Source organism: Holophagaceae bacterium (assembly GCA_016720465.1).
Classification (GTDB): domain Bacteria; phylum Acidobacteriota; class Holophagae; order Holophagales; family Holophagaceae; genus JANXPB01.
Genome location: JADKKO010000001.1, coordinates 438,385 through 462,942, shown reverse-complemented (window position 1 = coordinate 462,942; position 24,558 = coordinate 438,385). Strand labels below are relative to the sequence as shown.

Below are 24,558 nucleotides of genomic sequence, written 5' to 3'. Positions count from 1 at the left end.
GGTTCAGTTGCCCAGCCAGATGAAATGCCTCAGACCCGGAAGCCAGGCATTGGCTTGGAGGGTGAAGGAGAGGAGCAATCCAAGAATCCAGTATCCAGCCACCGCGCCGATGCGCAGAGGCCGCTGTGGCCGGGCAAAGGCGCACCCGGCGAGGATGCCCATCAAGAGGCCCCAGATGAGGCCCCAGGAGGGCGAGTACAGGAGGCCGACCATCCCGAGGCCCCCCAGGAGCAACCAGTCCGGCAGCCGCCTGAGCCGGGCCCCGAACGAGGTTGAACTGGCCAGGGCGGCGAGGCCGCCACCCAAGCCCAAAGCCGCCACGGTCAATGCGGCCGACGGGTGCAGACCCCAATCCCACCAAGGTCTGGGAAGGAAGAGGCCGAGCAGGAGGGGAAGGACCCAGCTCATGGGCCTGGAGCCATCCGGTCCTGATCCCGCAGCCCCGGGGGCCTTTCCCCATGGGAACACGAGCGGGGCGAGTCCGGCTCCAAGCAGCCCCAGCACCGGATCCCGGCTCGAAAGGAGCATCCAAAGGGAAACCCAGAACCAGGGACCGGGACCGCGGTCCGCAGGGCCTTCCTCGCCCGCGAACATCGCGATTCCAAGGCCGGCCAGCACCAGGAGGATCGCCGGAAGCCATTCGGCGGGATCCCAGAACTTCAAGAGGGTCAGGCGGACGAAGGCCAGGGAAAGCAGGCCGGTGAGCGAGGCCAGTGCCCATCGGAGTGGCGGCCGATCAGGCGCTTTGAGCGCTTTGGGCAGGAAGAGATGGATCGCCACGAGGCCCAGCGGCGCCATGGCCAGCACCGTCGCGCCGTGCTGGAAATCCAGCCCTAAGATGGTCAGCAACCGCACCCAGGAACCCAGAAAGAGGAGGAGCCACGCCAAGGCCATCAGCGTTCTCCTGCGTTGCGGAGCAACGGCTCGCTGGCGATGGGATCGGGTTTCCCGTCCCCGTCCAGATCAGCGGTGTAGCTCAACAGGCGCCCCTGTTCAAAGGTTAGGAGGCGCCAGCCGAAATAGGCGTTCGGCCAGCGGGTGACGCGCCGGATCTCGTTTCCGAGGGTCGTGGTGACGATGAATTTGGTGCCGGGAAAATCGGGCCGATCGTCCCGCAGACGGCCGGTGGAATCGAAAACCGCATCGCTGTGCCAGTGCCCCGAAAGCACCGCCGTCACGCCCTGGTCCGCGCAGCTCTGGATGAAATCTTCCCGCCGGGCGCCCAGGATTCCACCGCTGCCCTTGGCTTCCCCGGTGGCGGACTGGCCGCTGGGAAAGACCGGGTGGTGGACCTGCACCAGCACGCACCGGCCCTTGGTGTCAGCCAGCTCCCGCCTGAACCACGCAAACTGCGATGGGGTGAGTTGGTCCCGGCCATGGGCGCTATCCAGGCTGAGGATGGTGAAAGGGCCGAAGTCGACCCGGTGCCAGGTTTCGGGCCCGAAGTGGCGCAGGTACTGGATCCAGGCCTTGCGTTCATGATTGCCGGGGCAGGACACCACCACCGCTCCCTGGTCTTCCAGAGTTTTGAAGAAGGTGGTGATCCGGTCGAATTCCGCGGCGGTGTCTCCATAACCCAGATCCCCCGAGGCCAGGATCAGGTCCGGTTTCACGTCGGCCATCCGGGAGAGGAAAAGGTTCAATAGATCATCCCGTCCCGGCGGGGGCAGGTCCGCGATATGGACCACTTTCCAACGTCCCGACGGGTCGCGGGGCTTCGCTGAATCGATCCCATCTGCGGGGCGCGCTCTCAGGCCCGAAAGGGTCCATGAATAGTCGGTCATTCCTTTGGTTCTCAGATGTTTCTGCAAGTCCGCCGGCACCCCGAACGGGATTGAGAGGGCGGCCTCCGTTTCCCCGGCCCGGCCCGCCGAAGGCAGCCCGATCATGGGCCTATCCACGCGGGCCCTGGGCGGCCAGCCCACCGCCCAGAGGGCAGCCAGGGTGATCAGGACCGAAAGCAGCACGCGCTTCATGGTTTAGGCCCCTTGGAATCCTGTGGCCCCAGCGGCTTGTTGTGGCTCAGGAGATAGCGGCTCCATGTGTCATAGGCCCGGGCGAGTTTCGTCATCTCCGCGGTCCGGTTGGGATCGGAGCCGGCCTGGTTCTTGGGCTCCGGCTCATCCACGGAGTACAGTCCTGCGCGGCCGTCCGGTTCCAGATTTAGGTACAGATCATCCTGAAGCAGACCCATTCCGGGTGGCCGCCGGAAGGTCGTGAAGGTGAAGGCGCAACTGCCGGGGTCGAAGGCTGGGTCGAAGAGGTCCCTGCCCAAGGTCTGGGTTTCGGTCTCACGGCCCAACAGGCTTAACAGCGTAGGCAGGATGTCCACCTGGGAAGCGATGGTGTGGCGCCGCTCCGGCTTGAGGAGGCCAGGGGCGTAGAGGATGAACGGCACGTTATGGATCGCCAGCGTCAGATCGCCGAACCTGGCGTCGTTGCTGCCCCTGGGAATGCCGTGGTCGCCCCAGAGCACGAAAATGGTGTCCTTGAAATAGGGCTCCCGGCTCGCGGCCTTGAAGAATTCATCCAGCGCATGGTCCATGAGCCTCAGGGCATTGAATTCATCGCCGCTGACGAAACCTGCGGCTTTCAATTCCGCCGCGCCAGGAGAGGCCCGATGGAAATTGGCGATGTGCGGGGGAATCGTGAAAGGCGGATGGTTGCCGCTGGTCTGCACATAGGCGAAGAAAGGCTGCTGTTCCCGCGCCAGGGTTTCGTTGGCCTCGAGCAGCAGGTCCTGGTCGCAGATGCCCCACACATCGACTTTGGGGCTTTTGAAGGAGCCTTCCTCATGGAGCGCCAGATCCGGCAGGTTGTGGTGCAGGGCAGCCCGGATCTGCGCCCAATTGGCGCTGCCGCCCAGGAAATAGTGTTTCCGGTAATCCGTGAGGTAGCTCAGCAGCGTGTGCTGGTCCACCAGCAGGGGATTGCGGGTGGCATTCTGCACACTGCTGACATCGGGGGTGCCGAACAGCGTGGCGAACATGGAGCGGCTGGTGTTCTCCATGACCACGTAGAAACGGTCGAAGAAGATGCCCTCGCGGCTCAGGCGCGCCAGGGTCGGTGTCGGATCCAGGGGATTGCCGAAAGGCGAGGTTTTGAAGGCCGCCAGGCTTTCGCACTGGATGAAGACCACGTTGGGGCGGCCCTGGACCTGCGGCCGGGGGACGATACGGCGAAGCAAGGTCGGCAAGCCATCCCGATCGTTGGCAGGCACGGTGTGGAAATGGGCGGACATCAGCGCCTGGCTCTCCTGCACGGCCTTCAAGTCGTAGCCGCCGTCCATCTCTTCCCGAGTTTCCAGAAAAAACAGCACGGGATTGAGGGCAAGGTGCGCGTGGAAGGGTTTGGGCGCTTCAAACGCCTCGCCCCACCGCAGCGGATAGAGGCTCCATTTCCCCCACATGGCCGAGACCAGCAGCAGGGCCCCGAGCCAGGCGACGCCCCACCTGCGGCCCTTGGCTGGAACCGGGGGCTTGAGTCCAGATGCCAATTTCTTCAGCAGCCAGGCCACCAACCCGAGCAGCGCCAGCATCCCAAGCATCCCGGGGATCACGGGATAGCTTTCCCAGACCATGCGGGCGCTGGTGCCGAAGTTTTCGAGGAACATCAACAGCGTGCCGTTCAGCCGGGTGTGGATGTAGGAGAAGGCCCCGAAATCGAAGGCGTAGCAGAGCAGGGTGAAGCCGATCATCAGGCTTCCGTAGGCGCCCCAGATCCTGGTTTCGGCCTTGGCCAACCCCAGGGGCCGGCTAGCCCAACGGGCCAGCCAGGCTGACAGCAGAAACGCCACGAGCCAAACCCGGCCGCGCCGATCGTCGACCATGGCCACGGCCACCAGACCGCCATAGACCAGCAAGGAGAGAATGAGGGCTGAGAGCGCAGCCCAGCGCCGCAGAGTGGCCGCAGAACCCGCTGTGCCGCCCTCGGTCCGCAACAGGAGCCAGGGGGGAACCAGGAGGATGGCGACCCACCGGGCGTCGAATTTGAAACCGAGGTACAGCGCGCGGCCCAGGCCCGGCTCCCAGGCCAGGCCCTGGAAATGCGCGAGGAACGCGAGCCGGCCCAGGGTGAGCAGCGCCAGCAGTCCAAAGCCGGCCAAGGCCAAGAATTCAGTCTTGGAACGGGATGATAGCGCCATCCGTTTATTGTAGGTCAGAGCTCTGGATCCAGTCGGCCGCCAGGGTCTTCAGCACGTGGACGCCCGGATCCAGCGGTTCCGGATCCGGCGAATGGATGGTGGCGTGCAGGACGACCGTGGCCGCCGGGAAGGCGCGGAGGAATCGGTTCGCGTTGGTGGGCTCGTTCTCGAAAGCCAGTGCCACGTCGCCCAAGGCATTCAGTTCATCGAAGACCTTGGTCTTGAAGGCCAGGTCATCTTCTTCCCAGGTGGGCTTGAGGCGCAGGACCACGTCCTCGGCGGGCATCGGGAAACCGGCGGCGGAAAGGGCCTGGAGGGTGCCTTGCCGCATGCCTGGATCGTCCCGGCCCGTGAGATAAAAAGTCAGGCAGCCGGCCTCGCGCAGTGCCTGCACCAGTTCCACAGCGCCGGGGTAGACGCTGTCCATTTTCACGAAGTGGTCCGTGAAAAAGGTGGCGCGCCAAAAATGCCGTAGTTCGGTGAGGATCACCTGGTCGGCGAACCCGAGTTCCTGGAGATCCGTCATGACGTTCCAGCCCATCCGGTGCGCTTCCAGCCGGTCCACAAAAGGTCGCAATTGATGGCGGTATTCGGAAAAGGCCCGTGCGATGGCCAGATTGCGCGGGCCCGTGCAGAACAGCGTCGAGTCGAGGTCATAGACCGCGATGGGGCGCGGTGCGCTGGCAGGCCTGGATTTCAGGCGTTCGAGGGCTTCGAGGATGGGCCGGTGGGGGGACATGGGTTCCTGTGGCAATGGAAATACTGTCGCAGAGGCGCGCGGAGATTGCGGAGAATCGCAGGGGATTTTTTCTGCGTGCCTCTGGACAATCGTCTTGCCACCGCGGGGGAGTTATCAATGGGCCGCGCTGCTGGGTTTCGCGTTCCAGATGCGGGTCATGATGAAGGCGCCCATGAGGCTGAACGGAATGATGGCGCCGACCCAGACCCAGGCGTGGGTGGGCGCGTGGCCGCTGGCGGCGATGCCGTCCCAGCCATAGGTCTTGAGAATCCAGCCCAACCCGAATCCCGTGAGGCCGCTGCCGATGTACTGGATGCCATCCAGGGCGCCGGCCACGGTGGCCGCCGCCTTGCGCCCGCCAAAATCCATGCTGGCCGTGCCGCTGAGCATGCCGTGGACGCCGAAGATGAACATGGCCGTCAGCCCAAGCAGGATGATCGCCCATACTTGGCCGAGCCAGGTGCCTCGCCCCAGGGTCATGCCGAGCAGTGCCAGCATGACCACCTGGACCAAATAGAAGATGAAGGCCACGGGAGGCCGGCGGGACTGGAAGAGCTTGTCGCTCATCCAGCCGCACAGTAGGCCGCCAAGGATTCCACCGAACATGAAGGCCACACCGGTCCACCAGAAAAGGTGGGTCTTCTTGGAGAGGTCGTAGACCTCCGCCAGATACTCCGTGAAGTAGAGCATCACGCCCTGCCGCACGAAGCCCGTGCAGAATTCCGCCGCGATCAGAAACAAAATGACGGGGTTGTGGAAGACCTTCTTGAACAGATCGACGAGGGGCAGGGGCGCATCCTCGGCCTCGTGGGCGTTGGACCCGTCCCCGGTGTCGAAGTCGGGGAAACCCGCGTGGCTGGGGCGGTTGCGCACCAGGAAGTAGTCGATGGCGAACATGCCGGCCATGGCCGCGGCCGGCACGAACCAGATGACGGTCCAGCTCTGGAAGCTGGCTAGCAGCCAGGCGCCGATGGTGGTCGCCAGGAAATAACCCGACGAGATCATGATGCCGAATATGCCGCCGAAGACGCCCCGCTCATGGACATGGAACCAGGTGCTGTTCACCTTCACCACTGACAGCGCCCCAAAGCTCTGGAAGTACATGTTGACGGACCAAAGCAGGCTCAGGCTCACCAGGAGCTGAGTGGTGTGGCCGCCCAGGAACATCAGTCCGATCAGCAGGTTCAGCAGGGCCGCGCCTAACGCGCCCACCAGAATCGCCTTCCGTCCGCCGATGCGGTCCGCCAGAGGTCCGTTGAGCGCCACGCTCAAGCCATAGGTCCAGAAGCCCGCGGTGGCGACAATGCCCATTTCGGCCTTGTCCAGGTGGTACCAGGCGCCGATATCGCTTTTGACGATGTTGAAGTTATAGCGGCCCATGTACATGGTGGCGTAGGTGAGCCCCAGCGGGAACCAGTTCAGGAAACGCCGTGTTCTGTATTCCTTGGTGTGGTCCACGAGATCCTTCCATGCAGCCAAGAGGCCTGTTCAGCCTATGGCCAGGTTGTAACAATCTTGCTACAAAGCCCTCGTCACTACCTTTTCAATGCGCTTCTCGTAGTGGCTGCCAAGCAGGAGCCTATGGACATAGACTCCCGGCGTGTGGATGTGATCCGGGTCAAGATCGCCCACCTCGACGATTTCCTCCACTTCGGCGATGCAGATCTTCCCGCAAGTGGCAGCCATGGGATTGAAGTTGCGGGCGGTTTTCCGGTAGACGAGGTTGCCCAGGCGATCGGCTTTCCAGGCTTTCACGAGCGCGAAATCCGCCACGATGCCCTGCTCGAGCACGCACTCCCGGCCATTGAACACTTTTCTTTCCTTGCCTTCCGCCACGACGGTGCCTGCGGCCGTGGGGGTGTAGAAGGCCGGAATCCCGGCTCCGCCTGCCCGCATGCGTTCGGCCAGGGTGCCCTGGGGCGAGAATTCCAGCTCCAGTTCCCCGTGCAGGTATTGGCGTTCGAATTCCGCGTTCTCGCCCACGTAGGAACTGACCATCTTCTTGATCTGCCGGTTCCGCAGCAACAGGCCCAGGCCGAAATCATCCACGCCTGCGTTATTGGAGTAGCAGGTCAATCCTGTGACGCCCTTTTCCACCAGCGCTGCGATGAGATGCTCAGGAATGCCGCAGAGGCCGAATCCGCCGACGGCCAGGGACGCGCCATCAAAAATGTCCGCCACGGCTTCATGGGCCGAAGCCACACGCTTGTCGATCACTTGAGCCTCCAATGCCATTGATGCTCTGATGATGCCAGACTTGGCGGAGGAGACTGAACGTGGGAATCGCAGCATCAATTCTGGTACTTGCCTTGGGCGTGCAGGCCCCGGAACCGGGCAGGCCGCCTGCTGCGCCGGCCCACGCGGTAGCCTCGCCCACCCCCAATCCATTCCAGCCCGCCCCTGGAGATCCTCATCGGGACCTGCGGGAAACGCATCTTCGAGATGTGAAAAAACTTACCAACACAGGTTCCAATGCCGAAGCCTATTGGAGCTGGGACGGCAAGCGGATCGTTTTCCAGAGCACCCGGGAAGGCCGGGAGTGCGACCAGATCTATGTGATGGATGCGGATGGATCAAACCAGCACCTGGCCAGCACCGGGAAGGGCCGCACGACCTGCGGCTACTTCATGCCCGGCGACCGGCGGATCATCTACGGCAGCACCCATGGCGCAGGCGCGGACTGCCCGCCGAGTCCCCCCTTCACCCCAGGAACCTATCGCTGGCCGGTGTTTTCGAGCTACGACTTGTACACCTCCAAACCCGATGGCAGCGATGTGAGGTCTCTGCTGGCCCATGATGGCTACGACGCCGAAGCCACCGTGGCGCCCAATGGCAAATGGATCGTGTTCACCTCGGAACGCAGCGGCGACATCGATCTTTGGAAGGCCGACACCAAAGGGAAACGCCTCCAGCGGTTGACAGATGCCGTCGGATACGATGGCGGAGCTGTCTGGAGCCCCGACTCCAAGCTCATCGCCTGGCGCACCAATTACCCGAAAGGCGGTCCCGCCACCGAGAAATACCGCGAACTCCTGAAGCAACACCTCGTGGAACCCATGGAGATGGACATCTGGGTGATGAACGCCGATGGCACCGGAAAAAGGCAGGTGACCCACCTGGTCGGCGCCGCCTTCGCGCCGGTCTTTTCGCCCGATGGCAAAGCCGTGGTGTTCTCCAGCAACTGGGAGGATCGCCAGGGCAAGGGCCGGAATTTCGAGATCTACAAGGTGAACCTGGACGGCACGGGGCTGGAGCGGCTCACCTACACGGGGAATTTCAATTCCTTCCCGCACTTCAGCGCCGATGGGAAGAAGCTGCTGTGGGTCAGCGGACGCGAGGCCGCCGCGCCCCGCCAGTTCAATGTCTTCGTCGCCGAATACCATCCATGAGTGGAAAGCCCGCCATCTTCCTCGACCGGGATGGGACCCTCAACGAAGAGGTGGACTATCTGCATAGACCCGAGGAACTGGTGCTCATCCCTGGCGCGGCCAAAGCCGTGGCCAAGCTCAATGCGCTGGGGATACCGGTGGCGGTCGTCACCAACCAGAGCGGCATCGGCCGCGGCTATTTCGGGTTCCATGACTTTGACCAGGTGACGGCCCGCATGGCCGAATTGCTGGCCGGAGAAGGGGCGCATCTGGACGCGGTGTACGTGGCCCCCCACCACGAGAAGGGACAGGGGGACTATGCCCATCCCGACCATCCCGAACGGAAGCCCAATGCCGGGATGCTGACCCGCGCCGCGCTGGAGCATGGACTGGATCTCTCGCGGTCCTGGATGATCGGCGACAAGGAAAGCGATCTGGAGGCCGGGCGCAGGGCCGGATGCCGCGTTGCCCTGGTGCGGACGGGCTATGGGAAAAGCGTGGAAGCGAGGCTGGCGGACCTGGTGGCCGCGGACCTTCCCGAAGCGGTGGACAGGATCCTGGAAACTTGGACCTGATGGAGAAGCGCGACCTCATCCAGGGACGGATCATCCATCGCTACAAGCGTTTCCTGGCGGACGTCGAACTGCCCGACGGCTCTGTGGCCACGGCCCACACGACCAACACGGGATCCATGAAAACCTGCTGGGAGTCCGGCGATGCGGTGCTGCTTTCGCAGCATGACGATCCGGCCCGGAAGCTGAAATACACCTGGCTCGCATGCCAACGCGCGGGCGCCTGGGTGGGCGTGGAGACCGGGATGCCGAACCGGGTGGTCGCCGATGCGGCGCGGCGCGGGACCCTGCCCGGGCTGCCTGGCCTGGTGGAGGTGCGCACGGAACAGAAATATGGCTCGGAGCGCAGCCGCATCGATGTGCTTGCAAGGGATGGCCAGGGCCGCTGCGTTTTCATCGAAGTGAAGAACACCACGCTGAGAATCGGCTCCCATGCCTGCTTTCCAGACGCGGTCACGGAGCGGGGCGCCAAACATCTGAGGGAACTGCGCGCCATGGCCGGGCAGGGGCACCGGGCGGCCCTGGTGTTCTTCGTCCAGCGGGGGGACGTGGCTGCCTTCGACGTGGCCCGTGAAATCGATCCGGCCTACGCGGAGGAATTGGACCGCGCTGCAGCCGCGGGTGTGGAAGTGCTTCCTTTGGCGGCAGGCCTAGCCGTGGAGGAGCAGGAGAACGGCCTGTTCACGCTGCGCTGGGAGCTTCCAGGGCTGCTGCCCTGGGCGCCGCGGCCATAGATTTCACAACATTTCATGACCCTTCCGGCAGGTGGCCTGCTTAGGCTGATGAATTCCTCCGTTCGTTGTCATCCGTCCTCGCCTTCCGCTGTTTTTCCACAGCGCTTTTTTTCATTGTCCTGACAACCCAGCAGAAATTCCTGGGCGCTTTCCTTAGCTCCTGTCCATTTGAAACGGAGGCTGGCATGGCCATGCTCGCGCGACCCCTTTCCATCCTGGCAACCGTCCTTGTGGCAGCGCCGCTTTGCGCTGGCCAACCCGAGCTGCAGCTCCGCGCGAACCGCGCCGTGCAGCGGATCCAATCCATGCGTGCCCAGATCGGCCTCGGCGAACTGGACCATTTCACCTCCCGCGCCGTCCACGACGATGATCTGGGCCAGACCCACACGCGCCTGCAGCAGTACCACCAGGGCGTGCGGGTATGGGGTGGCGAAGCGATCGTCCATGCCGGGAAGGAAGGCGAGGATCTGCCTCCGACGCTGGCCCACAAGCGCCACATCTTCCTGAACGTGACGCCGTCCATTGGAGAGTCGGAGATCCGTGGCCTGGTCCACGCCGACCTGTCCCCCCAAGGGGCCTACGCCCATCCGCCCCGGGTGGAACTGGTGATCCTGCCCTTGGAGACCCGCGTCCTCAACCCGAACCGGGCCAAGATCCGCACTGCTGGGCTGGATGATGCGTCCGGAACGGATGGCGCGAGGGAGCTGGACGCCACCGCCTTCGAGACCCGGCTGGTCCGCTACGTGCTCGCCTACCATGTCCGCACGGAGATCGAGAACCCTGGCGACACGCGCCATACGGACTACATGGTCGACGCCCACACCGGCGCGATCATCGAAAAATGGGACAGCCTCCAGACCTCGAATGCCGTCGGCACCGGCAACAGCCAGTACAGCGGCACTGTCCAGCTCTACACCAACACCACTGCTTCCGGTTTTGAACTGCGGGACAACACTAGGCCTGCGAGCGCAGGCAACACAGTCAACGACATGAACCACGCCACCTCGGGCACCGGAACCGTGTATACGGACGCCGACAACACATGGGGCGATGGACTGGACTACAAGGAAGCCCCCGAACCCACCACCTCCGCCAACGGGCAGACTGTCGCGGTGGACGCGGCTTTCGGCCTCCAGGCCACCTGGGACATGTACAAGAACATCCACGGGCGCAACGGCATCGATGGGCTCGGCCGCTACACCTACGCGCGGGTGCACTACGACAACGGCTACGACAACGCCTTCTATTCAGACCAGTGCATGTGCATCACCTACGGCGACGGGACCAAGCGGCTGCCCTACACCCCGCTCGACATCGCCGCCCATGAATTCAGCCACGGGGTCTGCTCCACCACCGCGGCGCTGATCTACAACAAGGAATCCGGGGGCCTGAACGAATCCAACTCCGACATCATGGGCGTCATGACGGAGTTCTACTACCGCGGAGCGAACGGCCAGGGCAGCGTCATTCCGGACACCGGCGGGAACTGGACCCAGGGCGAGCAGATCGCGACCCCCGCATCGCCCCAGTTCCGCCGCATGTACAAGCCGAGCCTGGACGGGAAAAGCGCAGATGCCTGGAGTTCCACGCTCTCCACCCTGAACGTGCACTACAGCTCCGGCCCCATGAACCGCTGTTTCTATTTCATCAGCCAGGGCGCCACCACCTCGGGCGATACCTCCACGACTTTCCTTCCCGGCGGCATGACGGGCATCGGGAATCAGAAGGCGGCCAAGATCTGGTACCGCGCCCTCACCACGTACATGACGCCATCCACGGACTACGCGGCCGCCCGCATCGCCTGCATCCAGGCCGTACGCGACCTGTACCCGGTTTCAGGCCCTGAGGAAATCGCGGTCTGGAACGCCTTCGCCGGCATCAATGTCGGCGGGCCCTGGGCCGGCGCCGATGCCGCGCCTGTGGTCACCGTCAGCGAGAGCGGCGCGGCGGGAACGGTCACGTTCAGCGCCACTGCCACGGACGACAAGGGCGTCACGAAAGTGGATTTCCTCCTCGACGGCCTCCTGGTCGGCACGAAGACCGCATCTCCCTACGCCATGGCCTATGACTCCCTCATGCAGGACGACGGCACCCACACGCTGGTCGCGAAGGCCACCGACACGGTCGGGCTCTTCACCAACGCCACGATGAATTTCCTCATCAACAACGGCCAGTTGATCAAGAACGGGAGCTTCGAGAAGGGCTACGGGGTGGGCTGGTCGAACACCTCAGGCATGGAAATCGGCGCCATCCTCAACACCCCGCCCTACGATGGCGCCAAGTGCGCCAAATTCGGCGGACGGGGATCGGCCGGGAGCGTCGCCATCTTCCAAAACGTGGCCATTCCAGCGACCGCGGCCTCGGCCACCCTCAGCTTCGCCCTGCATATCGAGACCAAGGAGACCACCGGCGGCCTCCACGATACCTTCGCGGTCCAGATCCGCAACACGGCCGGGACGATCCTCCAGACCCTGGCGACCTACAGCAACCTGAACGCCGCGGCGGGCTACACCTTGTACAACTTCAATGTCGCCGCCTTCAAGGGCCAGACGGTCCAAGTGTATTTCGTGGGCACCGAAGATTCAGCGATCTCCACGGGCTTCATCCTGGACAAGGTGAACCTGCTGGTGGTGGGCGGCGGCCCCGCCGATACCACGCCGCCGTCGGTCTCGGCTACGGAGTCCGGCACCGCGGGCGCCATCACCCTGGCCGCCACGGCGACGGACGCCAACGGCGTCTCCAAGGTCGAGTTCTATGTGGATGGCGCCTTGAAGGGCACGGACACGGCCTCGCCCTTCAGCATGGCTTTGGACAGCACCACCCTGGCCAATGGCAGCCATGCCTTGGTGGCTAAGGCTTATGATCCCTCAGGCAACGTGGGTTCGTCGACGTCGGTGGCCTTCACCATCAACAACGCGGACACCCAGGCTCCATCCGTTTCCGTCAGTGAAAGCGGCAGCACAGGCATCCTGTCTTTCAGCGCCACGGCTTCCGACAACATCGGCGTGACCAAGGTCGACTTCTATGTGGATGGCGTGTTGAAAGGGACGGATGCCACCGCTCCGTATGGCATGAGCCTGGACAGCGCAACCCTCGCGAATGGCAGCCACACGCTCGTGGGCAAAGCTTTTGATGCCGCTGGCAACATCGGCACCTCCACGGGCTTCGTGTTCACGGTCGGCTCCGATACGACGGCCCCGGTGGTGGCCGCCAGCGAATCCGGAACCGCAGGGACCATCACGCTCTCCGCCACCGCCTCGGACGCCAGCGGCGTGGCCAAGGTCGATTTCTACGTGGACGGCGTGCTCAAGGGCACGGACACCACTTCGCCCTACAGCATGGCCCTGGACAGCACGACCTTGACGAATGCGAGCCACGCCCTGGTGGTCAAGGCCACGGATCCCGCAGGCAACATCGGCACTTCCGCCAGCGTTGCCTTCACCATCAGCAATCCGCCGCCATCCACCACCTACAACGAGGTCGAGAGCAACGGCACCACCACCACCGCCAACATCGTGGCCGGCACCGTCACGAAGATCGTGGGCTACATCGGCACTTCCACCGATCAGGATTTCTTCAAGATCACGGTCGCCGCCGGCCGCACGGTGACGGTGAACATGACCGGCCCGGCGAAAGACTATGATCTGTATCTGCTCAGCAGCACCGGCAGCATCCTGAAGACCAGCGCGGGCGGGTCCGCGACGGAAACCGTAACCTACACCAACACCACCGCGGCCACGGGCACCTACTACATCAAGGTGGTCGGCTGGAGCGGCGCCTTCACCGCAACGACGCCCTACAACCTCGCCTTGATCCGCTGAAGCCGGCGCCTGCCAATCCGCGAACAACCGGAGGGAAGCGCCCAGAAGGCCTTCCCTCCTTTCGATTTGCATCAGCGCGAGCGCCTCAGTCCAGCGGTTCCACGGGTTCCGTCCAGCGGTAGCCCAGGCCCTCCACCGTGACGATCCACTTTTCGCCCAATTGCTTGCGGAGCTGGCCGATGTGCACATCGACGGTCCGGAGGCCGGGGCGCGCGTCGGGTTCCCAGGCCAGATTCAGCAATTCGGCGCGGGCAAGCGTGTGCCCAGGGCGGCGCCAAAGCACTTCCAGCAGGCGGACCCTCTGGACGCCCAGGTCCAATTTCTCGCCGTGGAGGAGGATCTCCATGCGGACCCGGTCCAGCAGGAAGGGGCCTGAGGAAAGCCGCGTCACCTTGGATTCCGCCAGCTTCCGCGTGCGGCGGAGGATCGCTTTGACCCGGCCCAGGAGCTCCAGGATGGAGAACGGCTTGACGAGGTAGTCATCCGCGCCGAGGAGGAACCCCTGGACCCGCGCGGGTTCCTCCCCGCGGGCCGTGAGGATCAGCACGGGCGTGTCATCCCCGGAGTCCCTCAGGGAGCGGAGCGCCTGGAACCCGTCCATCTCGGGCAGCATGAGGTCGAGGATCAGCAGGTCGGCGGGTTGCTCGCGATGGCGCAGCAGGGCGGGAATCCCGTCGTTGAAGCCTTCCAGGCAATAGCCTTCCGCGGCCAGGTCCGACACCAGGAGATTGCGGAGGCTGGGCTCGTCCTCGACCACGAAGATTCTCGGCAGGGCGAGGCCATCGTCAGGGGATTGGAGATGGTTTGGAGGAGGGGCTGCCATGTGGACAGAACGGTTCTTCGAAGGGGGGTCTGGATCATTGGATCAGCTTTTTTCTTCGTTGTCTCGGGGCCGCGATGCCGGCAGGAACAGCGATTGGATGGGTGAAATGGCCGTGGCCGCCCGGCGGCGGCCGAGAAAAACCTCCACAAACAGGCGGTCCTCAGGCTCCACGGCGCCTTTGGGCCAATGCACCTCGAAGGAATACCCGTTTTCAGCCTTGATGCCGGTGGCTGCGGGGACGACGGCCAAGGCTTTTGCCTTCACGGAGCCGGGCGAGGCCCTTTTCAACCTGCCTTCATCGCCTGCCTTCACCAGCCAGAAGCGGAAGCGGGGGGTGGTCCTGGCATTCAGGCCCTCCAGTTGGAGGCTGCCGTTGAGCTTGGGCTTGAATGCCGGGGCAGGGGTTTCGCCGCTTCGGTCCTTGATGATTCCAGGGCCGAACAGCACCGAGGCCCTGGAAATCCGGGCGGAAACCGGGCCCTGGGGCGCCATGGCCATGAGCGGCATGACCGAGATCACAAGTAGCATCGAGCGTCGCATGGGTTGTTCCTCAACTATTGCTACTCTGAAGTAGATGGAGGTTCCATGTCCGAGATAAAAAAGACGCCCTTGAATGCCGCCCACCGGGCCCTGGGGGCAAAAATGGTGGATTTCGGCGGTTGGGACATGCCTGTGCAGTATCCGGCGGGCATCCTGGCGGAACACGAGGCCGTGCGCACCAAGGCTGGGCTGTTCGACGTCAGCCACATGGGCGAATTGCGCGTGGCCGGGAAGGATGCGCTGAACTACCTCCAGCACCTGACACCGAACGATGTGGCGGGCCTGGCCAACGGCCAGATCCATTACACGGCCTTTCTCTACGAGAACGGCACCTTCGTGGACGATCTGCTGATCTACAGGGAGAGGGACGACGAATACCTGCTCGTGGTGAATGCAGGGAATATCGAGAAGGATTTCCACTGGGCCCTTGAGCACACGACGGGTTTCGAAGTCCGCGTCACCAACGAGAGCGATGCCACCGCCGAGGTGGCGCTCCAGGGCCCCCTTTCGGAGAAAATCCTCCAGCCGCTCACGGACATCGCGCTGGCTGAAATCGGCTACTACCATTTCCGCCACGGCCACGTCGCTGGCCTTCCGGCCCTGGTCAGCCGGACGGGTTATACCGGTGAGGACGGCTTCGAGATCTACGTGGTGCCCGGGGCCGCAGAAACAATCTGGCATGCGGTCCTGGCTGCCGGCGCCCCGCTGGGCTTGATCCCCGCTGGGCTTGGCGCCCGCAACACCTTGCGGCTCGAATGCAGGATGTCCCTGTACGGACATGAGATCAACGACACCACCAACGCGCTGGAAGCGGGCCTGGGGTGGATCGTCAAGCTGGACAAGGAAGCGGATTTCATCGGCAAGAAGGCGCTGCTGGCCGCGAAGGCCCAGGGCCTCCACCGGAAGGTCGTGGGCTTCCGGACCGCCGAAAAACGCGACATCGCGCGGGATGGCATGTCGGTGGTGAAGGATGGCCAGCGCATCGGCTATGTCACCAGCGGCGGTCCCTGCCCAACCATCGGCGCGAACATCGGATTAGCCTACGTTCCCGCCGGGATGTCCGCCGTCGGGGGCAGGATCGGCATCGACATCCGCGGCCGCGAGGTCGAAGCGGAGATCATCCCCACGCCTTTCTACAAACGGAAGAAGTGATCCTCCAGCGCCCATGGCCTAGAGCCCAGCTCCCAGATCCCTTACACTGACATTCCAGCTTCGGAGGCTTCATGTATCCCGCAGACCTCAAGTACACCAAGGACCACGAGTGGATCAGGGTCCAGGGGAACGGAACCGCGCTGGTGGGCATCACCCACTACGCCCAGGAAGCGTTGGGGGACGTGGTGTTCGTGGATCTGCCGGAAGTGGGTGGCGATCTGGCGGCTGGGGAGGAATTCGGCACCGTGGAATCAGTGAAGACCGTTTCTGAACTCCTGGCGCCAGCCAGCGGAACCGTCACCGAACTGAACAGCGATCTGGCCGACCATCCGGAATATGTGAACGAGGATCCCTACGGCAAAGGCTGGATGGTCAAACTCCAACTTGCGGGGGAGCTCCCCGCGGACCTGCTGGACGCCACCGCCTACGAAGCGCTGGTGGGATCGGAAAGCCACTAGGTGGCGTTTTTGATGAAGCGGGGGCTTGGCGGACCCTCCCTGGCGCTCTTGCTGGCGGCAGGCGCACCCCTGGGAAGCCAGGTTCCCGCGGTCCTGCAACCCACCGTGGTCAAGTCGACAGTGCCGGCGGCCCCCTCCGAGGCATCATCCGTTCAAACCACGCACGATCCGAAATTCGCGGCGTTGACCGGCATACCTCGCCTCAAGGCGCTGGTGGAGGCGGCTGAAGCAGCGGTCAAAGTCGAGGGCGAAGAAGATTGGGACACGGCCTCGGAGCGCTGCGACGAGGCCGAGGTCCTGACGGCGGATTGGCCCGACGGAACTCTGACAAAGCCCGAGGTGCTCGCGCTGCTGGAACGGCTTCACCAGGTTCAAAAACAGCTCGAAACCGAGGAAGTGGAAGCCCCCGCCGGGCCTGAACCGGGACTGCTGGTGACCGAAGAAGTCATCACGCTCAGCGGCGAAGACCTGCGGGCCGAGCAGGAAAAAGTGAAGTCGGCCGAGAAGGGCGCCGTATTCGATTTTCCCATCGACCTGAACAGCAAGGTGCTGGGCCTCGTGCACACCTTCACCACTGAAAAGCGCGGGTTCATCGAGAACGCCCTTTCCCGGGCCTCGCAGTGGATGCCCATGATCCGCCAGGTGTTCGCCGAAGAAGGGATCCCCCAGGATCTGGCCTACCTGGCCGTCATCGAATCAGGCTTCCGCAACGAGGCCCGGAGCCGCGCCGCAGCGGTGGGCATGTGGCAATTCATCCGCTCCACGGGCCGCATCTACGGGCTCACGGGCAACGCCTGGCTGGAAGAGCGCCGCGACCCCGTGAAGGCCACCCGCGCCGCGGCCCGATACCTGAAAAGGCTCCGCGAAGTGAGCGGAGACTGGTATCTGGCCCTGGCGGGCTACAACGCCGGCCCCCTCACGCCCGAACGGGCCATCCAGGCCCTGGGCACACGCAATTATTGGGACATCTACCGCTCCCGCTTCCTCCGCAACGAGACGAAAAATTATGTGCCTTCGCTCTGCGCAGCCATCCTCGTGGGCCGTTTCCCGGAGCGCTACGGCCTGAACGTGGCCCAGTTGCGCCCTTACGTTTTTGAGACCGTCGAGATCGAGCGGCAGACCAGCCTCACGGTCATCGCCCGGCTCGCGGGCACCGACGTCGGAACCCTCCGCGAACTGAATCCCGAGCTGCTCCGGGCCACCACTCCGCCCGGCCGCTACACCCTGCGGGTGCCGCCCACCCTGGCCGCGCCCACGGCCCGGGCCCTGGCCCGGCTGCCGCGCCAGCAGCTCCTGGAATTCAGGAGCTATGTCATCCGCCGGGGGGACACGGTTTCCACGGTAGCCTCCCGTTTCAAGGTGAGCGAGGACGATCTGCTCGCCACCAACGATATGAGCAGGTCCCAGTTCAAGCGCGGACGCCGGATCCAGGTGCCCCCGCCCTCGGCGATTCCCATCGACGGCAAGGATCTCCTTCCGCGGGAAGAGCGCGCCAGGATTCTCGGCGACCAGCCCCTGCCTTCGCTTCCGCGCCTTCCCGGGGATGCGGAGATCAAGGCTCCGGCTGCCCCGGCCAGCGCTCCGGCACCGGCCAGGCCCATCGCGGCGGCAACTCCGTCGGCCGCTTCTCGGCCTGCCCAACCCGCCGTCGCACCATCCACTGCGAGCACCGATCCTCGCACGGAACTTCCAACCAGTTCCAACAGCGCCTCGGTGCCTCGCTACTACCAGGCCCGCTCCGGGGATAGCCTGGCGAGCATCGCGCAGGCTTTCGGAGTGCCCTTGTCTGAACTGGTGGCGCTGAATCCCGACGCCGCCCGCGGACTGGCCGCCGGCACCGCCATCCACCTGCCCGACGCGCCTGGTCCGAGGCCATCCAGGCCCGCGACCGCCCCGGCCACGGCGCCCGCCCGTCCAGACCGGACGCACACGGTCCGCCGTCGGGAGACCCTTTTTTCCATCGCCTCCATGTATGGGACCACCGCCGCCAAGCTCCGGGAATGGAACCGACTGCGCGGCAACCGTGTGAAGGTGGGCCAGCGGCTGAAGGTCTCCGGTCCATGAAACGGGCTTGAACCATTCGCGGCTTGATGCGATACTTCTGGTTCCCTTGGGGCTTTAGCTCAGCTGGGAGAGCGCTTCCATGGCATGGAAGAGGTCAGCGGTTCGATCCCGCTAAGCTCCACCAAAAGGCCGCCATACGGCGGCTTTTTTCATGCCTGGGCCAAGTCGGGAGTTGAAAAGTTAAAAAGTTAAAAGTCAACAGCCCCGAATATCAACTCTCATCGCTTAAGCCTCGCCCCCAACTTCTCGACTTTTCAACTTTTCAACTTTTCAACTTCCCCGGACCCGCCTTGCTCGCTTCCCTGAACCATGTCTCGCTCAACTTCGGCCCCCACGAGGTCCTGAAGGACGTGACCTGGGCGCTGGAAGAAGGCGAGTGCTGGGGCCTCATCGGGCGCAACGGCGCGGGCAAGAGCACGATCTTCAAGCTGCTCCTGGGCCAGTTGGAGGCGGACAAGGGCACCGTGGTGCGGCCCACGAAGGAGCGGGGCATCCGCCTGGGCCACTACGCCCAGGACCTGGTGCCGGAGACCGGCGGGACCATCCTCGAAGAAACCCTCGCGGCCTTCGGCGACGTGGAAAAACTGCAGCACGAGATGCGGGAGCTGGAGCATCGGATGAGCGAAGCCGGCGCGGATCTCGATGCGGTCATGGCCCGCTACCAGGACGTGACCGAAGCCTTCGAGCGCTTCGACGGCTTCAGCATCCGCGCCCGTGCCGAAAGCATTCTGCAGGCGCTGGGCTTCGCCCAGGACCAGTTCGAAAAGCCCGTGGACGCCCTCAGCGGCGGCCAGAAGAGCCGCGTGATGCTTGCCAAGGCCGTGTTGCAGGGCCAGGACCTGCTGTTGCTGGACGAGCCCACCAACCACCTGGATCTGCCCTCGCTGCGATGGCTCGAGGATTTCGTCGCCGACAGCGCCGCGACGGTGGTGGTCGTCTCCCATGACCGCTATTTCCTGGACAAAACGGCCACCAGCATCCTGGAAATCGAACTGGGCAAGAGCCGGGCCTATGAAGGCAACTATTCGGAGTTCATGGAAAAGAAGGAGCAGGAGCTGGAACTGGCCGAGCGCCATTTTGAGCGTCAGCAGGACTACATCAAGAAGCAGGAGGAGTACATCCGCCGCAACATCGCGGGCCAGAACACCAAGCAGGCGCGGGGCCGCCGCACCCATTTGGCCAAGCTTGAGCGCCTGGCGAATCCCATCCAGGACCGGCGGAAAGTGAAGTTTTCGTTCCCGGAAACCACGCGCGGCGGCGACGTGGCGCTGGTGTTGGAGAACGCGAGCGTGGGCTGGGACGGCGATCCGCTGTACAAGCCCTTGGAACAGCTGCAGATCAAGCGCGGCCAGAAGCTCGGCATCGTCGGCCTGAACGGCACCGGCAAGTCCACCCTCCTGAAGGCCATCGCGGGAGAAATCCAGTTCATCACCGGGCAGGCCCGGCTCGGCAGCCAGGTGAAGATCGGCTATTTCGACCAGCACCACAAGAATCTGGACCCCAGGAACAACGTGTTCCAGCAGATCCACGCCGTGAATCCACGCGCGGTGAAGCAGGACGTGATGGGCTTCCTGGCCAAGTTCAGCTTCCGCGGCGACGAGGTGGAAAAGCCGGTCACGGCGCTTTCCGGAGGCGAGCGGGCGCGGCTCAGCATCGCCACGCTTATCCGGGATGGGGTGAACCTGCTGCTGCTGGACGAGCCCACCAACCATATGGACATCCCTTCCATGGAAGCCATGGAGGACACCATCCTGAGCTTCAGCGGCGCCGCGGTGGTGGTGACCCACGACCGCTACCTGCTGGGCCGCGTGGCCGACAGCCTGCTGCGCATCCACGAAGGCCAGGCTGAATTCCGCGAGGGCGGCTATGAGGAGAATCAGGACTGGGTGGACCTGGACCTCACGGCGGATGAACCCGACGAGGAACCCAGTCCCAAGTCCCAAGGCGCAAGTCCCAAGTCTCAAGCTCCAAGTCCCAAGCCTCAAGCCCCAAGTCCCAAGCCTCAGGATTCGTCCAAGCCCAGGCTGGTGGACAAGGAGGCCCAGAAGGCTTTCAAGCGGCTGGAACGCAAGGCCCAGGAGGCCGAGGTCAAGGTAGGCGAACTGGAAGGGAAAATCGCCGCGCTCACCGCGGAGATGGCCGCCATGGATCCCAACGACTGGCAGGCCTTCACGGCCAGGCTGGATGAGCAGAAAAACCTGGAATCCGAGCTCGCCTACGCCATGAACACCTGGGAGGAAGCCCAGGGCGCCCTGGAGACAGCGAAGAGCTGAATGGTCTCATTCGGTCCCTGGACATCAGGGGGGATCCGTTCCGCCCCGTTCATACCATTTCCTGATGACCAACCAAGTTCAGCCACCTGTTTTTCAGGATGAAAAGCTTGTCCACAGATTCCTCAGATTCCACAGATTCCCAAGTGTCGTCGGCCCGGAAGGGGTAATCTCCTCCCTCCCGCCTTTGGTGCGGAAGCGCCGCCGCCCTGAAAACCCGCACGACGAGGTCGCGCGGCCCCGGCAGGGCCGGGGTCGGCCCATGCTCCCTGCCAAGAGCAACCTTCATTTCTCCACCTTTCGCATCATTCAATCTGTGTAATCGGTGGAATCTGTGGATTCATGGCCCTTTTCACGTTGTTGGTGCCAAGCGATAACCGGCTGAGGTCCGTGGGAAATCAGGAATTCCTTTTCTTGGCGCACTTCCCGGTATCGGCTCAGCCGATGCCCGGAGACGAATTGATATATGGCGTCTTGGCGGTGAAATTGTTTCTTATGGGAATGACCGCAACCTGGCATCCGTCCGCCGCCCGCAGGCCACAGGCCACTCCGATCTGGCAAACTATTTCCATGAGCCTGCTTCTCGCTGTCGACGTCGGCAACACCAACATCGTTCTGGGGGTCTTCGACCTCTCGAAGGGAGCGAAGGCGCCGCTCATGTGTTCGTGGCGGCTGGCCACCTCGCGGGAGCGCACCGCCGATGAATACGGGCTGTCGACCCTAGCGCTGTTCCGGCACCAGGACCTGGAACCCTCCCAGATCAAGCATCTGGTGATTTCCTCCGTGGTGCCGCCACTCCACCCGGTCCTGCAGAGCTGGGCGCGCACCTACTTCGACGTGGAGCCCCTGTGGATCGAGCCCGGCGTGAAGACGGGCCTTAAAGTCCTGATCGAGAATCCGTCTGAGCTGGGCGCGGACCGTCTGGTGAACGCGGTGGCGGGCATCGAGAAATACGGCGCGCCCCTCATCACGGTGGATTTCGGCACCGCCACGACCTTCGATGTGGTGAACGACCGGAAGGAATACCTGGGCGGACTCATCGCGCCGGGCCTGAAGATCAGCGCGGAAGCTCTGTTTCAGCGGGCCTCGCGGCTGCCGCGCATCGAGATCACCGAGCCCGAGCGGCTTGTGGGGCGCAACACCGTGCAAGCCATGCAGTCGGGCATCTTCTATGGCTACGTGGGCCTGGTGGACGGAATCCTGGAGCGGTTGCTGGTGGAACATCCCGGCGCGACGGTGGTGGCGACGGGCGGCCTCGCGAAAGTCATCTCGGAATCGAGCCGCCACATCCACCATGTGGAATCCGACCTCACCCTTGAAGGCCTGCGCCTGATCTGGCAGCGGAATGAGCAACTGGTGCGCCGCGGCGCCAAAACCCATCCGTGATGGCCGGTTCTGCGCGGCGGCCGCTGCTCATCCATTTCGCCGAATTGGATTCCACGCAGGCTTTTCTCCGCCGCCATCCTGAACTCGGCCATTGCGCTGTGGTGGCCGATGCGCAATCCGAAGGCCGCGGCCGCCAGGGCAACGCCTGGATCAGCGCGCCGGGGGCCGGCCTGTGGATGTCCGTGGCCCTGCCACCACCGGAATTGATGCCGGGCATCGTGCTGCAACGGGCCATGGCCAAGGTGGCGGAATGCCTGCAAGGCTGCGGCGTGCAGCTAGGGCTCAAATGGCCCAACGATCTCGTGGCCTATCACGAGGGGCGGCTCGTGAAACTTGGTGGCATCATCGGCGAGAAGGCCGGCGAACGGCTGATCCTGGGCCTGGGAGTGAATCTGCGAAGCGCGCCAAGGCTGAAGGGCAGGCGCATACCGGCGGCCAGCCTTCAGGAATTGAGCATCGCGGTTCCAGATCCACGCGCGCTGGCGCGCACCATCCTCGATGCCTGGCAGCACCTCGAAACCGAAGCAGCCATCCCCTTCCGTTGGCCCGAGAACGGATCGTCCATTCAATGGGAACAAGGCCAGGGCGTGGCGTTGGGCTGGGAGGAGGATGGCCGTCTGAAGGTTGCCACTGCGGCTGGAATTGAGCGGCTGAGCGCGGCTGAGATCAGCGGCCTTACCCGATCAGCTCCTTGAGCTTCGCGTAGCCGCTGCGGCTCACGGGCAGTTTCGTCCCGTCGCGCAGGATGGCGGTCCAACTGTCGGTGAGGCCCTGTTCCAGGCGGGCCAGGCGGTCCAGGGGCAGCAGGAAGGAGCGGTGGACCCGCAGGAAGCGGTTCGGGTCGAGCTGGTTCTCCAGGCTCGACAGGGTCTGCTGCTTCAGGTAGCTGCGGCCCTCGGTCTTGAGTTCCACGTAGTCGTCCTGGGCCTGCACGTAATCCAATTTGTCCAGGGAGATGAACGTCACCTTGGAGCCGTCCCGGACCACGAGCCGCTCTAGCGGCCACTTGTCCCGGGCGGAGGCGCTGAGCTCCGCGGGACGGGGCACGGAGGGCTGGCCGGCGACGCATTTGGCCTTCGCCTTGGCCAGGGCCTCTTCGAATCGGGCCTCGCTGAAGGGCTTCAGCAGGTAGTCCACGGCATGGGCTTCGAAGGCCTTGATGGCATGCTGGTCGAAGGCCGTGATGAACACCGTCGCGGGCTGCGTTTCCAGGAGTTCCAGCACCTCGAAGCCATCCAGCTTCGGCATCTGGATATCCAGGAACAGCAGGTCGGGTTTCTGTTCAGTGGCGGCTTTCACGGCTTCGAAGCCATTGGCGCATTCGGCCAGGATCCTGATCTCCGGATGGGGTTCCAGATGCTCCCGGACCAGGGCCCGCGCCAGTTCTTCGTCGTCCACGATGAGGGCGGTGAAGGTGTCCTTGCTCATGGCTCCGTCTCCAGGGGAAAGGCCAACACCACGCGATGGCGGCCTTCTTTATACTCCGATTCGAACCGGCAGCGGTCGGGAAACCGCCCCCAAAGGCGTTGGCGCACCTGCCGAAGGCCGAGGCCCAGGCCGGGTTTCACGGGGGTGTCCGGATTGGCCGGATTGTCCACAGTGAAGGTCACGGTGCCCTGTTGCGCCAGGGCCTGAAGCCTCAGTTCGCCGCCTTCGGGCAGGGCTGAGATGCCGTGCTTGATGGCGTTTTCCACCAGGGGCTGCAGCAGCAGGGTGGGAACCAGCGCGCCCTCGGCTTCGGGCGCGATGTCCCAGGCCACTTTCAGGCGCTCGCCGAAACGGATCTGCTCGATGGACAGGTAGGCCCGCACCAGATCCAGTTCTTCGCGCAGCGCCACCTGGCGCCGCTCGCCCAGGCCCAGGCTTTTTCTCAAGAAGTCCGAGAGCAGCAGGCACATCTCCCGGGCCCGTTTGGGATCCACCGTGGTGAGCGCGCTGATGGAGTTCAGGCTGTTGAACAGGAAGTGGGGATTCAACTGCGCGCGCAGAGCCTTCAGTTCGGCCTCCTGGGCCAGCATCCGCAACTGGAGCTGCTCCGCCTCGGCCTTCTGGGCGCGCTGCAAGGCGATGAGCAGGTAGTAGAAGGCGGCGGTGGCCAGGTACAGGACCACCCCCAGGGACCAGAGCACCGGCAGGGCAGGGGTGATTTTCAGGGGCAGGGAGTGCAGGGAATCAAAGCGCCCCAGGAACCGGGCCACGCCCCAGGCTGTGCCGCTCCACAATCCCGCGTCGATGACGGCCGCGAATCCCCAGATGATGGCGAGGTTGCTGTGGCTCTGGTTCTCCACATTGACAACCCTGCACAAGTAATAGGGCGAGAGGTAGAGCCCCGCGCCGAGCACCGCCATGGGCACGGCCAGGGCCAGGGCTTCGAGCCGGGTCCAGCCCTGCATGACGGCGAGGCCCGCCAGCAGCCCGCCCAAGGGCACCCACAGGAGCAGGTAGGCCAGAAGGCGGGTGCGGCTGGTGAGGATCGGATGCATGGGT

20 protein-coding genes and 1 tRNA gene are annotated in these 24,558 nt (G+C 64.0%); 11 read left to right on the top strand and 10 right to left on the bottom strand.

Going from position 1 to position 24,558, the window contains the following annotated elements; all coding sequences use genetic code 11:
* Positions 1 to 3: 3 nt before the first annotated feature.
* The 6 genes from IPQ13_02080 to IPQ13_02055 all read right to left on the bottom strand — a co-directional run bounded on the left by IPQ13_02080 (position 4) and on the right by IPQ13_02055 (position 7,118).
* On the bottom strand, positions 4 to 894 hold the full coding sequence (locus tag IPQ13_02080; protein ID MBL0209690.1) for a hypothetical protein: 891 nt from the start codon (positions 892 to 894) through the stop codon (positions 4 to 6).
* Positions 894 to 1,976 carry a metallophosphoesterase gene (locus tag IPQ13_02075; GenBank protein MBL0209689.1) on the bottom strand — a complete coding sequence of 361 codons (1,083 nt, stop codon included), beginning with the start codon at positions 1,974 to 1,976 and terminating at the stop codon, positions 894 to 896. Before IPQ13_02075 ends, IPQ13_02080 begins: the two co-directional genes overlap by 1 nt.
* Complete coding sequence (locus IPQ13_02070) at positions 1,973 to 4,144, bottom strand: LTA synthase family protein (protein ID MBL0209688.1); 2,172 nt, start codon at positions 4,142 to 4,144, stop codon at positions 1,973 to 1,975. The genes IPQ13_02075 and IPQ13_02070 overlap by 4 nt, the downstream gene beginning before the upstream one ends.
* 4 nt (positions 4,145 to 4,148) lie before the next feature.
* Complete coding sequence (locus tag IPQ13_02065) at positions 4,149 to 4,883, bottom strand: HAD family hydrolase (GenBank protein MBL0209687.1); 735 nt, start codon at positions 4,881 to 4,883, stop codon at positions 4,149 to 4,151.
* Between the two features lie 114 nt (positions 4,884 to 4,997).
* Positions 4,998 to 6,362, bottom strand: coding sequence for an MFS transporter (locus IPQ13_02060; GenBank protein MBL0209686.1), 1,365 nt, complete (start codon positions 6,360 to 6,362; stop codon positions 4,998 to 5,000).
* A gap of 39 nt (positions 6,363 to 6,401) precedes the next feature.
* Positions 6,402 to 7,118 (bottom strand): CoA transferase subunit A, encoded by a 717-nt coding sequence (locus IPQ13_02055; GenBank protein ID MBL0209685.1) that lies wholly within the window; start codon positions 7,116 to 7,118, stop codon positions 6,402 to 6,404.
* Positions 7,119 to 7,198: 80 nt separating this feature from the next.
* Here IPQ13_02055 and IPQ13_02050 point away from each other — a divergent pair, with 80 nt between their 5' ends.
* The 4 genes from IPQ13_02050 to IPQ13_02035 all read left to right on the top strand — a co-directional run bounded on the left by IPQ13_02050 (position 7,199) and on the right by IPQ13_02035 (position 13,378).
* Complete coding sequence (locus tag IPQ13_02050) at positions 7,199 to 8,272, top strand: PD40 domain-containing protein (GenBank protein MBL0209684.1); 1,074 nt, start codon at positions 7,199 to 7,201, stop codon at positions 8,270 to 8,272.
* Positions 8,269 to 8,826, top strand: a complete 558-nt coding sequence (locus IPQ13_02045) for an HAD family hydrolase (protein MBL0209683.1) — start codon at positions 8,269 to 8,271, stop codon at positions 8,824 to 8,826. Before IPQ13_02050 ends, IPQ13_02045 begins: the two co-directional genes overlap by 4 nt.
* Complete coding sequence (gene sfsA, locus IPQ13_02040) at positions 8,826 to 9,557, top strand: DNA/RNA nuclease SfsA (GenBank protein MBL0209682.1); 732 nt, start codon at positions 8,826 to 8,828, stop codon at positions 9,555 to 9,557. The genes IPQ13_02045 and sfsA overlap by 1 nt, the downstream gene beginning before the upstream one ends.
* Before the next feature lie 185 nt (positions 9,558 to 9,742).
* Entirely contained in the window at positions 9,743 to 13,378 is a 3,636-nt protein-coding gene (locus tag IPQ13_02035) for a M4 family metallopeptidase (protein ID MBL0209681.1), read from the top strand.
* Positions 13,379 to 13,463: 85 nt separating this feature from the next.
* Here the strand turns inward: IPQ13_02035 and IPQ13_02030 are convergent, their stop codons facing one another.
* Together IPQ13_02030 and IPQ13_02025 are read right to left on the bottom strand one after the other, a co-directional pair.
* Positions 13,464 to 14,201 (bottom strand): response regulator transcription factor, encoded by a 738-nt coding sequence (locus tag IPQ13_02030; GenBank protein MBL0209680.1) that lies wholly within the window; start codon positions 14,199 to 14,201, stop codon positions 13,464 to 13,466.
* Between the two features lie 42 nt (positions 14,202 to 14,243).
* Positions 14,244 to 14,741: a hypothetical protein gene (locus tag IPQ13_02025; GenBank protein ID MBL0209679.1), complete on the bottom strand. Its 498-nt coding sequence runs from the start codon at positions 14,739 to 14,741 to the stop codon at positions 14,244 to 14,246.
* A gap of 45 nt (positions 14,742 to 14,786) precedes the next feature.
* Here IPQ13_02025 and gcvT point away from each other — a divergent pair, with 45 nt between their 5' ends.
* From gcvT to IPQ13_01990, 7 genes are all read left to right on the top strand, one after another.
* Positions 14,787 to 15,893 (top strand): glycine cleavage system aminomethyltransferase GcvT, encoded by a 1,107-nt coding sequence (gene gcvT, locus IPQ13_02020; GenBank protein ID MBL0209678.1) that lies wholly within the window; start codon positions 14,787 to 14,789, stop codon positions 15,891 to 15,893.
* Between the two features lie 71 nt (positions 15,894 to 15,964).
* Positions 15,965 to 16,351, top strand: coding sequence for a glycine cleavage system protein GcvH (gene gcvH / locus IPQ13_02015; protein ID MBL0209677.1), 387 nt, complete (start codon positions 15,965 to 15,967; stop codon positions 16,349 to 16,351).
* A gap of 12 nt (positions 16,352 to 16,363) precedes the next feature.
* A complete protein-coding gene (locus tag IPQ13_02010; GenBank protein ID MBL0209676.1) occupies positions 16,364 to 18,415 on the top strand; it encodes a LysM peptidoglycan-binding domain-containing protein in 2,052 nt (683 codons plus the stop codon).
* Between the two features lie 48 nt (positions 18,416 to 18,463).
* Positions 18,464 to 18,539 (top strand) — tRNA-Ala (locus tag IPQ13_02005).
* Positions 18,540 to 18,705: 166 nt separating this feature from the next.
* Positions 18,706 to 20,688 (top strand): ABC-F family ATP-binding cassette domain-containing protein, encoded by a 1,983-nt coding sequence (locus IPQ13_02000; protein ID MBL0209675.1) that lies wholly within the window; start codon positions 18,706 to 18,708, stop codon positions 20,686 to 20,688.
* A 573-nt stretch (positions 20,689 to 21,261) separates the two neighbouring features.
* Entirely contained in the window at positions 21,262 to 22,071 is an 810-nt protein-coding gene (locus IPQ13_01995) for a type III pantothenate kinase (protein MBL0209674.1), read from the top strand.
* Positions 22,071 to 22,766, top strand: a complete 696-nt coding sequence (locus tag IPQ13_01990; GenBank protein ID MBL0209673.1) for a biotin--[acetyl-CoA-carboxylase] ligase — start codon at positions 22,071 to 22,073, stop codon at positions 22,764 to 22,766. The genes IPQ13_01995 and IPQ13_01990 overlap by 1 nt, the downstream gene beginning before the upstream one ends.
* On the opposite strand, the gene IPQ13_01985 is transcribed toward IPQ13_01990, so the two are convergent.
* Both IPQ13_01985 and IPQ13_01980 read right to left on the bottom strand, forming a co-directional pair.
* The gene (locus IPQ13_01985; GenBank protein MBL0209672.1) at positions 22,747 to 23,499 is read right to left on the bottom strand and encodes a LytTR family transcriptional regulator DNA-binding domain-containing protein; all 753 of its coding nucleotides are present in this window, start codon (positions 23,497 to 23,499) and stop codon (positions 22,747 to 22,749) included. The genes IPQ13_01990 and IPQ13_01985 overlap by 20 nt on opposite strands.
* Entirely contained in the window at positions 23,496 to 24,554 is a 1,059-nt protein-coding gene (locus tag IPQ13_01980) for a histidine kinase (protein ID MBL0209671.1), read from the bottom strand. Before IPQ13_01980 ends, IPQ13_01985 begins: the two co-directional genes overlap by 4 nt.
* Positions 24,555 to 24,558 lie beyond the last annotated feature (4 nt).

What these genes read in the sequence shown, in the direction of transcription:
- IPQ13_02080 (MBL0209690.1), bottom strand. Translation starts at nt 894, where the DNA reads ATGGCCTTGGCGTGGCTCCTCCTCTTTCTGGGTTCCTGGGTGCGGTTG.
- IPQ13_02075 (MBL0209689.1), bottom strand. Translation starts at nt 1,976, where the DNA reads ATGAAGCGCGTGCTGCTTTCGGTCCTGATCACCCTGGCTGCCCTCTGG.
- IPQ13_02070 (MBL0209688.1), bottom strand. Translation starts at nt 4,144, where the DNA reads ATGGCGCTATCATCCCGTTCCAAGACTGAATTCTTGGCCTTGGCCGGC.
- IPQ13_02065 (MBL0209687.1), bottom strand. Translation starts at nt 4,883, where the DNA reads ATGTCCCCCCACCGGCCCATCCTCGAAGCCCTCGAACGCCTGAAATCC.
- IPQ13_02055 (MBL0209685.1), bottom strand. Translation starts at nt 7,118, where the DNA reads ATGGCATTGGAGGCTCAAGTGATCGACAAGCGTGTGGCTTCGGCCCAT.
- IPQ13_02045 (MBL0209683.1), top strand. Translation starts at nt 8,269, where the DNA reads ATGAGTGGAAAGCCCGCCATCTTCCTCGACCGGGATGGGACCCTCAAC.
- sfsA (MBL0209682.1), top strand. Translation starts at nt 8,826, where the DNA reads ATGGAGAAGCGCGACCTCATCCAGGGACGGATCATCCATCGCTACAAG.
- IPQ13_02035 (MBL0209681.1), top strand. Translation starts at nt 9,743, where the DNA reads ATGGCCATGCTCGCGCGACCCCTTTCCATCCTGGCAACCGTCCTTGTG.
- IPQ13_02030 (MBL0209680.1), bottom strand. Translation starts at nt 14,201, where the DNA reads ATGGCAGCCCCTCCTCCAAACCATCTCCAATCCCCTGACGATGGCCTC.
- IPQ13_02025 (MBL0209679.1), bottom strand. Translation starts at nt 14,741, where the DNA reads ATGCGACGCTCGATGCTACTTGTGATCTCGGTCATGCCGCTCATGGCC.
- gcvT (MBL0209678.1), top strand. Translation starts at nt 14,787, where the DNA reads ATGTCCGAGATAAAAAAGACGCCCTTGAATGCCGCCCACCGGGCCCTG.
- gcvH (MBL0209677.1), top strand. Translation starts at nt 15,965, where the DNA reads ATGTATCCCGCAGACCTCAAGTACACCAAGGACCACGAGTGGATCAGG.
- IPQ13_02010 (MBL0209676.1), top strand. Translation starts at nt 16,364, where the DNA reads ATGAAGCGGGGGCTTGGCGGACCCTCCCTGGCGCTCTTGCTGGCGGCA.
- IPQ13_01990 (MBL0209673.1), top strand. Translation starts at nt 22,071, where the DNA reads ATGGCCGGTTCTGCGCGGCGGCCGCTGCTCATCCATTTCGCCGAATTG.
- IPQ13_01985 (MBL0209672.1), bottom strand. Translation starts at nt 23,499, where the DNA reads ATGAGCAAGGACACCTTCACCGCCCTCATCGTGGACGACGAAGAACTG.
- IPQ13_01980 (MBL0209671.1), bottom strand. Translation starts at nt 24,554, where the DNA reads ATGCATCCGATCCTCACCAGCCGCACCCGCCTTCTGGCCTACCTGCTC.